Consider the following 12,149-nt stretch of genomic DNA (forward strand, 5'->3'; position numbering starts at 1 on the left):
GGCGCCGTCGGGCCAGTACGGTGTCGATGGTCCCGAAGAACGCCGCGATCCCGGGCAGGTTCAGCCCCATGGCCCGGGACGCGGCGAAGTCCTCGCCGCTCGCCCACTTCGATGTCCAGCCACTCGCCGTCCGTGAGCCCGTCCAGGCGGCGCCGAGGAAGCCCTCGCGGTGCGCCTCGAAGTCGGCGACGCCTTAGTACTGCAACCGCATCTGGAGAATGTGGCCTCGGCGTTTGTGGTGGGAGCGGCGGGCTCGGGCCTGGCTGCGTCGTCGGAAGCGTGACCAGTGCAGATGGTGTTCGTTGGTGTGGCAGTGGCGTGTGACGGCGATGTGGCCCATCAACCGGCGGATCTCCGGGACGCTGAGGGGTATGAGGTCTTGCTCGTCGTCGAGAGTGCTCCTTTTGTGGCTTCTGCGGCGCGGATGGCGGTCAGGTAGGCGAGGGCGGCCATGGCCAGGGTGATGTGGCGGTACCAGGCCCGGTAGAGCCGCACCTGGTAGTGGTCAAGTGAAGTTCCCCCCGTACGGGACAAGAGGGAGCATGTTGAGCGGGTCTCCGGCGGCTCCTCTGTCCGGGTGCGACTCGGGTAGCTTCTGCAGCCGCACGTCGAGAGTAAGAGGATGTCTTACGTGGTGATGGTGTGAGCTGCGGCATGATGTCTCTTCGTGAGTGCCGATCTGTCGCAGCGGCTGGTTCCTGACGGTCTGTGGGAACTCGTCGCCCCGTTGCTGCCGTCGTTAGCTGCCTGCACTTCCCTGCTGCCGCGGGTACGCGCCCGGGGCTGGTCAGGTCCGTCGGCACTGTTCGCGGGTTCGGCTACGTGTGCGGAGGCGTGGGCCAGGGTGTCCCGTTCGCGGCCGCATCGAGGAGATCGCCGAGGCGGAGCCAGGCAGCGGGCCCCGCGTAGCTGGCTGGGCTTGTCGCAAACCGCTGCCATGCCTCGGCGTTGTCGCCAAGGGCGGTGCGTACGGCCGAGGTGACCGCTGGGTGCGCCGCCTGGCCGCGGGATTCTCTGGCTTTGAGGGCGGTCCAGGCGGGCAGGGCGCGGATCAGTTCGGGATCGTCGGTGGGCAGGCCCAGCAAGGTGCCCACCCAAGCCTCCCGGAGGTTCGGGCCACCACCCAGGCGTCGGCGGAGGTTCCGGGTGAGATCCAGCAGTGCGCGCTGCGGGTCTGAGTGACGCTTCAGCACTTCGGCGAAGGAAAGGTCACGGCGGTACGCACGGGAGGCGAAGGACAGCAGGGTCTTTTCCACGAGGGCATCGTCGCCTTCATGTCGTCGCAAGTAGTCGTCGAGGACAGCGTCCGGAGCGCCCGCGAGGTCCCGCACGGTGACCTGGTCCGGCTTGCCGAGGGATGCTGTGCGTGCCGGACCGGGATCCGGGCACGGTTCGGCGGTCATCCGCTCGATGGCGTCAAGGAGTTCACGAGCCTGCTGGGTATCTGAGTCCAGCCCGTACCTGCCGTAGTCCCAGCGCCCGGCCAGCCCTCGTTTCGCCTCCCGGCAGATCAGGCGCGCCTTCTCCTTCACCTGCGGGGTGACCACCGGCAGGTGCTGCAAGAGGTCGTGCACCCAGCGAACATCCCTCGCCGAGCGGACCGGCGACTCAGGGCCCGGTTCCCACAGCTCCAGCGCTACGGCCGCGTGCTCGGCGAATTTCTGGTCCAGTGAGGCCAATTGGTCTGAGGAGGCTCGCCAAGGCCGAGGCTCCCCGTACTGCCGCGCCTGGTCGGGGTTGAGGACGTACCGCCACCTGCCGTCTGCTGCCCCCGCGGTGCGGGATATGGCAGCCCGGCAGCTGTAGCGCAGACCGTACTCGTCATCCGCCAGGAGCTGGTCGATGCGCTTGCGCTGCTGGGGAGTGAGTTCCGCCAGGTCATTCGCGAAGTGCTCGCGCACCTCTTGCTCCGTTGCCCCGTCCCGGCGCATGCGGCACATCCGGGTGGTGAGCACGGAGAGCGGGGAGGACGCGAGGTCGTCCTGGGCGATCTCCTCAAGCAGTTCTGGCTCAACGTCCCAGGGGATGCTGCCCAGCAAATGCTCTCGGACGACGTGTCCGGCATCTTTGTTGTCAGCCCGGTCGACGAGGAGCCGGTGGTGTTCGGGATGCGCGGTCAGGACCTGCTTCCACATGGTGCGCCAGGCCTGCTCGGCGGCTTCCTGTCTCTCCAGCCACGTCGACGTGTCCTCACCGTCTTTCTCGTCGACGAGAGGGTAGGACGGCAGCAGATCGACAGCCGCACTGATGACGGTGCTGTGCAGTCGGTGACCGCGCCGGTGCAGTGTTCGGGATGATCACGTGTGGCCCGGCCTCATCGTGCCCAGCCCGGCCTATGGGCGAGGTCAGGAGGGACCGCCTCAGGCCGGCTTGCGCCACACTGAGATGTGCTTCGCGGAGTCCTGGGTGAACGGCGCCCCGTTCCAATCCGCGACGCGTCGTTCCAGCTCGAGCCCCGCGATCTGTGCCATCAGGTCGAGCTCCGCGGGCCACGCGTACCGGTGCCGGGACTTGCTGCGGCGGTAGCGGCCGTCGCCGTCGCGGGTGAAGTGGTGCGAGACGAGAATCTGCTCGACCACGTCGAAGGTGTCGAAGCCGAGATGCCGCTCGGAGATGTCGAACGGCACCGCGACCTGCCCGGGCGGCAGAAACCGCAGTGGCGGCACGCCCAGCTCGATGACGAATCGGCCGCCAGGCGTCAGGTGACGTGCGGCGTTGCGGAAGCACTCGACCTGCTCGTCCTGCGTGAGCAGGTTCGTGATGGTGTTGTAGACGAGATAGACGAGGGTGAACTCTCCGGGGACGACGGTTGTGGCCATGTCCCCTATGGTCACCGGGAGCGTGTCCTCGTCGATCTTGCGCCGCAGGACCGCTGCCATGTGCTCGGACAGTTCGATGCCCACTACCGGCACGCCGCGTTCCCTGAGTGCGACGCCCACTCGTCCGGTTCCGATGGCGAACTCCAGTGCCCGGCCGTCTCCGGCAAGTTCGGCGAGGAAGGCGAGAGTCGGTCCGAGAACAGCGGCCGAGGACATCTCGGTCTCCTCGGCGTCGTAGCGGTCGGCGGTCGCACGGGTCCACAGCTCACTGCTCGTCACGGGCGGCCACTTTGCCGGGCGCGGTGGGGCGCTGTCGACGTAATTACCTTTTCACCGGTCCCGAACATACTTTCCCGGTGCCAGGCGCAGACCTTTCGGAGCACCCAACTGGCTTGGGAGTACACGGGGTTCACGGTAGTGGTGCAGTCGCTCTCGTCACCCCCGGCTGCCGAGCACCTCTACCCTGATCGCCAAGCCAGTACTCGGCCGGAGAGGACTGCTGCCGGCCAACCCCGACCTGGTGGAACGCATGCGCATCGGCGACTCGCTCAATGCCGAGCGGGACCAGTACGCGATGTACACGGGCGGCGGGTAGGGAACCGGGTGTACGGGCTCCCTCACCCTGGGGGGCCGCCGAGCCGTACGCCGGCGCACCCTGCTCGTCGGTCCTCGATGGCTGTGGCCGATCCGCCGCGCTCGGAGCAAGAGGCCGCGGGCCTGTAAGCCAGTGGGGTGCCGGACCGGTGACTGCGGGATGCTACGGTCCGTGCGGCCAACGTGGCCGCCAACCCCGGCACACCCGCGGGGCTCCTGGAGGACCTTCGCCGGCCGTGTCGCGTAGGTGACGGACCTTCACCTCGTCATGACCGAGGGGATCCCAGAGCCCGACGTTGTCGACCACGCGGGACGGCTGCTGTACGTCCTGACCTATTGCTCCGGAATGGGTATGTCTCTGAGCTGCTATCCGCACGCCTCCGTAGTCTTGAAAGCGCACAGCGCTGCCCTGTTCCGGCTGGAACCCTCGGTCCCGCGCTTCCTGACGGCGGCCATGCTGGCCAGAAACCTTGCTGATTCCTCGGAGGCCACGTCCGTCGGCGCGGCAGAGCAGTGGGCCGGTGTCCGGAGTGCCTATCTTGCGCTGCTGAACGACGACGCATGGACGGAGGCGGGAAGAAGCGCTCTTGCCGACGGCGACGAGAGGACGACTTGGCTGGCGTCCACCGCGGCGGAACCCGGTCTGCGGGCCCTGGCACCCCAACCCGGTCCATGAGCCGCACGATGAAGCCGCCGAAGTGGCCGACAGTACGACGGTGCCGTGCCTCGTAGACGGCCGAGGGCCGTCCGGATCTCCCTGGCCCGTCACTCCTGTGCCCAGAACCCGTGCTCGCCGGTTCACGGGCTGCCGGACAAGGTCCTCTCCGAAGTCGCCTGGCTGGAGCGCACGCGAAACTACCTCCAGCCGGGCGACGTGGAGTCGACCCTGCGTTTGGTGACGGTCTTGGGCGCTGCGTGCTTAATGAGGCGCTCCGGGATCGGGAGGCTCTGCGGAGGCCGTCTTGAGGATCTCGTTGGCCTGCCGCAGTTCGGCGTTCTCGGCCTTCAAGCGCTTGATCTCCGCGGCCTCCTCCGAGGTCACACCGGGCCGCCGGCTGGGATCGACCTCGGCCTTGCGGACCCAGGTCCGCACCGTCTCGGCGGCACCGATGCCAGCTTCGCGGCGACCGCCATCATCGCGGCCCACTCGGTGGGGTAGTTGGGGCGGATCTCCGCGACCACGAAGACCGAGCGTCTGGGAGGTTCTGCCGTCGCTTCTCCCGTTGCGTCCTGCAGCCGGGGTGCCGGAACTGATAGGCGGGCCCCGCCGCGCGCAGCGGGTTGCGGCGTTGGGCCTGTTGTGGCCCAGAGGTGCCACGGTTCTGCGCCGACCCGGAAAATCGTTTTGAACCCGTTCGAAGAGCGCTCTATAGTCGTGCAGCCGGAGACTGACGGTGAGCATGACAGCTGCTGGTCTCTGTGTGGCCCGCTGCGCGAACCGAAGGCGGCGAACCGCCCCCGCGCAGGACCGGACAACCGAAACAGGGGGACCCAACCGCATGAACACGCATTCCGGCCGGCGCGCCAGAACCGCCGCCGCGGCCACGGGACTGGCGGCCGTGCTGCTCGCCGCCACCCCGGGCATCGCCACGGCGGCCGGGGAGAACCTTCCTCCGCTTCAGCCGAGCACCGACACCCTCACCGTCGACTCGACCAAGGCCTGCTCCGACGAGCCCGTCTACGTCCCCCGCGCGCCCGAACTCCGAGCCGTCGTCGAGGACCCGACGGAGGACAACGAGGAGTGGGAGACCAACGGAGCCGGTGCCGAGTTCGAGGCCTGGTGGACCGACGCCGACGGAGCCCAGCAGCGCCGCACCTACACCTCCCTTGTTGTGCACTCCCCCATCACCCAACTGTGGCGGACTCCCTCCGACCTCCCGGCCGACACCGTCGTCTCCTGGCACGTCCGGGCCGTCGACGACGAGGACGCGACCTCCGCCTGGAGCGACGAAACCTCCGGCATCACCTGCCGGTTCGTCATCGACACGGTCAACCCCGAGCCGACGACGGTCGTCTCGGAGCAGTACCCGGACGACGACAGCGGTTGGCACGACGGCGTCGGCGTCTACGGCAGCTTCACGTTCGACTCCCCGTCCGAGGACGTCGTCGAGTACGTCTACTCCGTCCTCGGCTCCGGACCCAAGCGGGTCCGGCCCGAGGAGCCGGGCGGACCGGTCACCATCCGGTGGATGCCGGAGGACAGTGGGCCCTACTACCTGCAGGTTCGCGCCGTGGACCGGGCCGGGCGGTCCAGCTCCCAGACGACTCACTGGATGCGCGTCGCCGACGGCCGCACCCCCGTCGCCCACTGGAAGCTCGCCGACCCGGCCGGAGCCGACAACGCCGCCGCCGAGGCCGGCCCCGTGGCCCGCGCCAAGGGCGGCGTCGTCTTCGGCGCCCCCGCTCCCTCCCGCACCGACCTCACCTCCACCGTCACCCTCAACGGCCGGGGCAACAGCTACCTCACCCCGGACGCCCCCGCGACGGACACCGCCAGGACCTTCGCCCTCTCCGCCTGGGTCCGCCCCGCCGCCACCGACACCCCGATGACGGTGGCCAGCCAGGACGCCGCCGACGGCACCTCCGCCTTCACCCTCGGCCTGCGCCCGACCGCGGACGGCCCGGCCACCTGGGCCTTCCGCTACGGCGCCACCACCCTCACCGGCGGCAGCGCCTCCGTCGGCGGCTGGGCCCACCTGACCGGCCTGTACGACACCGAGGACAACACCCTGCGCCTCTACGTCAACGGCAAGGAGGTCGCCTCCGAGACCGGCGTCGCCCCGGTGGCCGCCCCTGGCGCCTTCCAGATCGGCCGCGCCCGCGGTGACGCCGGTGCGCGCTGGCAGGGCGAGATCGGCGACGTCCGCGTCTGGGACCGGGTCGTGTCCCGCAAGGAGATCGAGGGGCTGGGTTCCCGCCCCGCCGAACTGGTCGCCGCCTGGGACATCGAGCGGACCGATGACGGTGTGATCCCCGACCGGGACGGTGACAAGCCGCTCACCCTGCACGGCGGCGCCGGCTTCTACAGCCCCGACTACGAGGCCTGCCTCGAAGACCCCGAGTGCTTCGAGTTCCCGGCGGACGCCCTCGACGGCAACGACCACCTGGCCCTGGACGGCACGGACGACTACGCCGCCACCAGTGGCCCCGTCGTCGACACCGCCGACAGCTTCAGCGTCGGCCTGCGGGTCCGCTTCGCCGACACCACCCCCGACCGGCCGATGACCGTCCTGTCCCAGGGCGACGCCGACAGCGACGCCTTCAAGGTCCGCTATGACCCGGCCGCGTCCGAGTGGCAGCTGGTCGTCACCCGCGGCAGCGAACCGGGCGCGGCGGAGACCGTTGTCGCCGGGCCCGGCGCTCCCACGTCCTACTCCGACGAAGTGGTCGTCGTGTACGACGACTCCGAGGGCCACATCACCCTGTACGTCGAGGGCGAGGCCGTGGCCACCACGGAGTTCAACGCCTCCTGGAGCGCCCCCGGCCCGCTTCAGATCGGCCGCGGCCACACCGCCGACGGCGGCTGGGGCGAGTACTTCCACGGCGGGGCGGACACCGTCCGCGTCTTCAGCGGAGCCCTCACCGCGTCCCAGGTGAAATCGTTCGCCTACCTCTACTGAGGTCCGCAGGAGCATCCTCCAGCTGTTCTCGATTCTCGAATGGCTTGAGGACGGACGACCCCATGTGCTGAGGACCCGCGCCCTGAGCCTTCACACCGAACTCGCGGATGTCGCGGAGGACCGCCTCGGACTCCGCCGGAACCTTGGTGGGGATCCACCTGCTCAGATTTCATATGTCGCCCAGAGCCTGGCCCACTTGGTAGGTCGACCAGAGACCCAGTGGGTCGGCGCAGGTGTGGGGATTGTCGATGTAGGGCGCCGGATTGGGTGCGGGTGCGAGGCCCACGGGGTCCGGAGTCATGTAGTGCCCGGTTTCCGGGTCGTGGTGGCGGAAGACGTTGTAGTGGAGGCCGGTCTCGGGGTCGTAGTACTGGCCGGGGAAGCGCAGCGGGTGCAGGCGGTGCAGGTGCGGGTCCAGGTGGTGGTGCCCCAGAGGGTGGTGCGGGCGCGCCAGGCGATGTCGCCGGTTTCGTCGACGAGATCGGTGGGGGCGCCGATGAGGTCGGCGGCGATGGCGAAGAAGCGTTGGGTTCGCTCTGGGCCCACTGACCTCATGGACATGAGAGGCACCGGTTGATGTCTCGCTGCAATGGACGGGCGCGCCCCCCTCGGGGCAGGAGCCTGTACTTGCGGCTTGGATCCACCCGACAGTGGTATGTGCTGAGTCTCTAGCGCACCACGCTTGGTAGGGCCGCATCATGCGCTGGTCATCCCGAACGATGCTCTCCCCCCGGGGATGCCAAAGTCTGGAACGATAGGAACGGCGTTCACCGGGTCGACAGGGAAACGTTGCGTCGCTGGGCCGGGGGAGTGGGCACCACTAGGGTGGTCAAGGGCGCCAACGTCGGGCTGGGAAGCCTGAGTGACGGAGACGTCGAGTCGGTGGTGGTGAGCCTCGGGTGAGTGAGCCCCACCGGCGAGGGAGACGCGGATGTCTCCGTGCTGCTGCTGAACGCGAACGCCAAGGTGCGCAGTGATGCCGACTTCTACTTCTACAACAATGCCTGCGCGCCGGACGGAAGCGTGCAGTTGCTGGGCAAGATGCCCGTGGGGGAGGGCAGTGAGGACCGGATCAGCTTTGACCTGACGGCGATCCCCGATGATGTGTCGACGATCCTGATCGCAGCCAGTCGGTACGAATCGGCCAGATTCGACGAACTCGAGGAACTACGGCTGGCGTTGAGTGACGGAGCAGGTGATCCGTTGCTCTGCTTTGCCATCGAGGGCGCCGGTGAGGTGAGTGCGCTGATCTTCGGCGAACTGTACCGGCGCGGGGAGGAGTGGAAGTTCCGAGCTGTGGGGCAGGGGTACGAAGCGGGCTTCGCCGCACTGGCCACCGACCACGGCGTCGACATCGACGACGACGCATCCGAGGAGACAGTGCAGGCCGGACCGCCGGAGACGCTCGAGTCCGCGGCCGACGAGCGGCCGCGGCTGGAGGCGGAACCGGCGCGCCCTCGGACGTCCAAGAAGAAGGTCACTCTCCCCAAGATTCAAAAGAAGTCTCTCGCGGAGAACGAATCGTGGCGAGGTGCGCGCCTCTTCCCCGTCGCCGCGCCATGGGGTCGGTCGGGGACTCGTATGACAATGCCCTGGCGGAGAACTTGTGGATGCTGATCAAGACCGAGTGTGTCCGCGGCCGCATCTTCGCGACCAGGGCCGAGGCGAACCTCGCGCTCTTCGAGTACATCGACGGCTTCTGCAACCCCCGCCGCATCCAGAAACGCCTCGGCTACTTCAGCCCCATCGAGTTCGAGCAGAAGCACTACGCCAGCCAGGCAGCAGCCGAACCAGTGAACCTGAAACCACGTCAACCCGCGCTGACCGGCTAGTCAGTACCTCCCGCGCAGCGGGGGGAACCTCAGACCAGCAATACGGATACCCAGGTCAACTAGCGTGGGAGTTGCCTTAACGGAGGTTGGCGGACACCAACATTTCCAACGTCAACCGTCAGGTTCGGCTGAGCTTCCTCGGCTGACCAAGATCGTTCCCGAGGGTCGTGCCGCCGATTCTCCGTACCGTGCGTGCGCGAACGGAGAGAAACTTGCACGGTACGGCCCCACATGCGATCGAGGGTCCCTACGACGAATGCGGTAAATGCCTGCTCGGAGTGCGGCGATTGTCGCGCGTGAAGTTGGCCACGTCATCCCCTGAACGCCAGTGGGAGAACGCGCTCACCGCCGCCGCGTCCGTGGGCGCGACCGTCCCGAAAGACTCAGGACGGATCAGCGGCAACATGCGCCGACCTCGCCGCTACTGCCGCCGACTGATGCGGGTCTTCTACATGTCCGCCCAGGTCGCTGCCCAGCACTGCCCCGTCTCAAAGGCGTTCTACGAACGCAAGAGGGCCGAGGGAAAGACCCACAAGCAAGCTGTCATCGCCCTCGCGCGCCGCCTGAACGTCCTGTGGGCGCTCCTCCGCGACGGTCGTCCCTTCGAGAGCAGTTCACCCACCCGTGCTGCCTGCCTTGGATGAGGTGACCACACCCAGTCACGAGCCAAGTTTGACAAGCACATTGGGAATCAGTAGAGGCATCTTGTTGATGAAGTCCTCCACCCGCTTCAGCGCGCTCACCCTGGGCGGAGACGATTTTCGCACCGGCGGTACCGGATGGTTCAGGCCCTTGACGACCGTCTTGCGTAACACCCGGTAGCCCCCCGCCGTCCGCTGCGCCACCGTCGGATCCAGTCGGCGGTTCCGGGCGGATCCGCCCGAAGACCCAACCACGCGATCTGTATACGAAAAGGTCTCCTGACGCGACCTTGATCAACGTGCACAGCGTGACTGGCCGAACGGCCCACGACCTCGATGATGTCGAAAGCAGAATGTCACACACCGTCAAACCAGGTGACAGACAATCTCGTTGCCCGACCCGCTGCCGATTTCAAGGGCGATGCCGGCGCCCACAGCGGCCGACATTCCCACCATAGTCATACACAACTGCCCCTGATGGAAACAGGCTTGTCCCCGTCGCATCGCTAACACAAAGGATACACAGCACCGTTGACGCGTTTCAGTGCTGACCTTAGGCTCGCTCACCATTGGTTCCGGCCAGGGTCGCACACACGGTCCCGTTCCTGACGTGCGTGCGACCGTCCGTCGTCGCTGCGGCGACGGCGGGCTGGGGCTGCCGCCCAGCCGGAACCGCCGCTCCACTCCGTACCGACGACTCTGGAGAGCATGTGAACAGACGTCGCGCGCCCGGCTGGGCCGCCTCGGCACTCGTCACCACTCTGGCGCTGACCGGTGCACTCGCCGGCCCTGCCATCGCGTCACCGACCGCCACTTCCGGTCGGACCCCGACCACCGCGGTCGCCACCGCGACCGACGGCATCACGCACGAGCAGAACGACCGTGTCCCGGAGGGATCCGTCTGGACCCAGCACTACTTCCCGTCTTCGGACGGCTCCGGTACCGAACTGCACGGCGACCTACTGATGCCCGAAGGCGTGTCCGCCGGGCAGAAGGTGCCGGTCATCCTCTCCATCGGCCCGTACTTCGGACACATGGGCCAGACGGGCCCCGAGGGCTGGACCCACACCGGTCCCTCGAACCGTTTCCAGGACTTCATCGAGGGCAGCGACCTCTTCGCCCACGGCTACGCGTTCCTCATGGTCGACCTGCGCGGCTTCGGCGGTTCGACCGGCTGCCTCGACTGGGGCGGTCCCGGTGAGCAGGCCGACGTAAAGGCTGCGGTCAACTGGGCCGCGAGCCAGCCGTGGTCGACCGGCGCGGTGGGCATGTACGGCAAGTCCTACGACGCCGTCACCGGCCTCATCGGCAACGGCCTGAAGCAGTCCGCGCTGAAGGCCGTTGTTGCCCAGGAGCCCCTCTGGGACATGTACCAGTACATCTACTCCAACGGTGTCCCCCGCCCGAATGTGACCGGAACCGCCAATGCCTACAATGGCATTGCCACGATGGCCCCGCTGTCGGACGACGACGCGCGCTACCAGGCCAACGCCCGGTACGAGAACTCCCACCCCCAGTGCCTGACCGAGAACTCGGCCGGCTACCGGATTTCAGACCAGAACGACCCGTTCTGGACCTCCCGCGACCTGGCCAAGATGGCTCAGGGCACCAACACGCCGCTCTTCGTCACCCAGGGCTTCATCGAGAACAACACCAAGCCCGAGGAGATGCAGGAGTACCTCACCAACCACACCGGCCCGGAGCGCGGTTGGGTCGGTCAGTGGGACCATGTGCGTGGTGGAGACCGGGTGAGGGACGGCCGCCTGGCCATGGGCCGCGAGGGTTGGTACGACGAGACGCTGTCCTTCTACGACCAGTACCTCAAGGGAGTTGAACCCTCGGTCGACTACCCGACGTACTCCGTCGAGGACTCCACCGGTCACTGGCGGGCTCAGGACACCTGGCCGGTGCTGGAGCGCGACATCACCCTCCCGCTGGGGAACGGCAGTTACCTCGACGACGGCGGTGCCTCCGCCCGCGCCGCCCTGGCCGCAGCCGGCACGCCGGTGCCCGAGGCGGTCCAGCCGTCGGGCAACTGGGACATGGAGAACGCCCCGGCGACCGAGCAGCCGGCGCCCAAGGGTCTGGCCAAGGGGATCGCGAAGAGGCAGCAGGCCGGTGAGGTCGGCTCCAGCTTCTTCGTCTGGTCGCAGCCGCTCACCCAGGACGTGCGGCTGACCGCCACGCCGAACATCTCGCTGACCGCGAAGGGCGAGGGCAACGTCATGCTCAAGCTCTACGACGTCGGCCCGGACGGCAAGGCCGTGATGTTCAACGAGCAGGTCTCCCTGCTGAAGAAGGGCCGGATGAGCGTCGACCTCAAGGCGACCGACTGGACGCTGGCGGCCGGGCATGTCCTGGCCGTGGAGATCGGCTCGATCCGGACCGGGTCGTGGCGTGACACCCCGTCGGGCCGGACCATCGACGTCTCGGGCGCCGTGCTGAGACTGTCGCTGGACGACCCGTCCGACGACGTGGCCACCCAGGGCGGCCGCTCACCGTACCTGGACACCTACCTGCGCCAGTACACCGTGGACCTGCCGGCCGGTCCGGCGTCCATCACCGTGACGCCCGGCGGCCACATCTGATCCCACGCCCACAGGCCGGCGCCGACGGCACGTCTCCCGGACTCGCTCCGGAGCG

The 12,149-nt window shown here is 68.0% G+C and carries 8 protein-coding genes and 5 pseudogenes; 8 read left to right on the forward strand and 5 right to left on the reverse strand.

Features of this window, described 5'->3' with window-relative positions; genetic code table 11:
• Positions 1 to 26 precede the first annotated feature (26 nt).
• Positions 27 to 197, forward strand: a complete 171-nt coding sequence (locus OG395_RS42885; RefSeq protein ID WP_327247735.1) for a hypothetical protein — start codon at positions 27 to 29, stop codon at positions 195 to 197.
• 142 nt (positions 198 to 339) lie between these two features.
• On the opposite strand, the pseudogene OG395_RS42890 reads toward OG395_RS42885, so the two are convergent.
• A pseudogene (locus OG395_RS42890) lies at positions 340 to 516 on the reverse strand (IS701 family transposase); the annotation flags it as partial.
• Between the two features lie 302 nt (positions 517 to 818).
• Positions 819 to 2,039, reverse strand: coding sequence for a hypothetical protein (locus tag OG395_RS42895; protein WP_327247736.1), 1,221 nt, complete (start codon positions 2,037 to 2,039; stop codon positions 819 to 821).
• On the opposite strand from OG395_RS42895, the gene OG395_RS42900 reads away from it, so the two are divergent.
• Positions 2,040 to 2,297 (forward strand): hypothetical protein, encoded by a 258-nt coding sequence (locus OG395_RS42900; protein ID WP_327247737.1) that lies wholly within the window; start codon positions 2,040 to 2,042, stop codon positions 2,295 to 2,297.
• Between the two features lie 63 nt (positions 2,298 to 2,360).
• Here OG395_RS42900 and OG395_RS42905 read toward each other — a convergent pair whose 3' ends face one another.
• Positions 2,361 to 3,098 (reverse strand): class I SAM-dependent DNA methyltransferase, encoded by a 738-nt coding sequence (locus tag OG395_RS42905; RefSeq protein WP_327247738.1) that lies wholly within the window; start codon positions 3,096 to 3,098, stop codon positions 2,361 to 2,363.
• Between the two features lie 583 nt (positions 3,099 to 3,681).
• On the opposite strand from OG395_RS42905, the gene OG395_RS42910 reads away from it, so the two are divergent.
• Positions 3,682 to 4,089 carry a hypothetical protein gene (locus tag OG395_RS42910; RefSeq protein ID WP_327247739.1) on the forward strand — a complete coding sequence of 136 codons (408 nt, stop codon included), beginning with the start codon at positions 3,682 to 3,684 and terminating at the stop codon, positions 4,087 to 4,089.
• Positions 4,090 to 4,365: 276 nt separating this feature from the next.
• Here the strand turns inward: OG395_RS42910 and OG395_RS42915 are convergent.
• Positions 4,366 to 4,649, reverse strand: a pseudogene (locus OG395_RS42915) (IS3-like element IS987 family transposase); the annotation flags it as partial.
• Positions 4,650 to 4,912: 263 nt separating this feature from the next.
• Here OG395_RS42915 and OG395_RS42920 point away from each other — a divergent pair.
• Entirely contained in the window at positions 4,913 to 7,033 is a 2,121-nt protein-coding gene (locus OG395_RS42920; RefSeq protein WP_327247740.1) for a LamG domain-containing protein, read from the forward strand.
• A 211-nt stretch (positions 7,034 to 7,244) separates the two neighbouring features.
• On the opposite strand, the pseudogene OG395_RS42925 reads toward OG395_RS42920, so the two are convergent.
• Positions 7,245 to 7,561, reverse strand: a pseudogene (locus OG395_RS42925) (RHS repeat domain-containing protein); the annotation flags it as partial.
• Positions 7,562 to 7,936: 375 nt separating this feature from the next.
• Between OG395_RS42925 and OG395_RS42930 the strand changes: the two are divergent.
• From OG395_RS42930 to OG395_RS42945, 4 genes and pseudogenes are all read left to right on the forward strand, one after another.
• Positions 7,937 to 8,590 (forward strand): annotated as a pseudogene (locus OG395_RS42930) (TerD family protein); the annotation flags it as partial.
• Positions 8,591 to 8,643: 53 nt separating this feature from the next.
• On the forward strand, positions 8,644 to 8,865 hold the full coding sequence (locus tag OG395_RS42935; RefSeq protein ID WP_327247741.1) for an IS3 family transposase: 222 nt from the start codon (positions 8,644 to 8,646) through the stop codon (positions 8,863 to 8,865).
• 341 nt (positions 8,866 to 9,206) lie between these two features.
• Positions 9,207 to 9,509, forward strand: a pseudogene (locus tag OG395_RS42940) (transposase); the annotation flags it as partial.
• A gap of 707 nt (positions 9,510 to 10,216) precedes the next feature.
• Positions 10,217 to 12,094: a CocE/NonD family hydrolase gene (locus tag OG395_RS42945; protein ID WP_327247742.1), complete on the forward strand. Its 1,878-nt coding sequence runs from the start codon at positions 10,217 to 10,219 to the stop codon at positions 12,092 to 12,094.
• The last annotated feature ends 55 nt before the right edge of the window (positions 12,095 to 12,149 follow it).

It is taken from the genome of Streptomyces sp. NBC_01320 (genome assembly GCF_035974375.1).
Lineage (GTDB): Bacteria > Actinomycetota > Actinomycetes > Streptomycetales > Streptomycetaceae > Streptomyces > Streptomyces yanii.

Coding starts and splice junctions, on each gene's coding strand:
- OG395_RS42885 (WP_327247735.1), top strand. CDS start 27: ATGGTCCCGAAGAACGCCGCGATCCCGGGCAGGTTCAGCCCCATGGCC.
- OG395_RS42920 (WP_327247740.1), top strand. CDS start 4,913: ATGAACACGCATTCCGGCCGGCGCGCCAGAACCGCCGCCGCGGCCACG.
- OG395_RS42900 (WP_327247737.1), top strand. CDS start 2,040: ATGCTCTCGGACGACGTGTCCGGCATCTTTGTTGTCAGCCCGGTCGAC.
- OG395_RS42935 (WP_327247741.1), top strand. CDS start 8,644: ATGCTGATCAAGACCGAGTGTGTCCGCGGCCGCATCTTCGCGACCAGG.
- OG395_RS42910 (WP_327247739.1), top strand. CDS start 3,682: ATGACCGAGGGGATCCCAGAGCCCGACGTTGTCGACCACGCGGGACGG.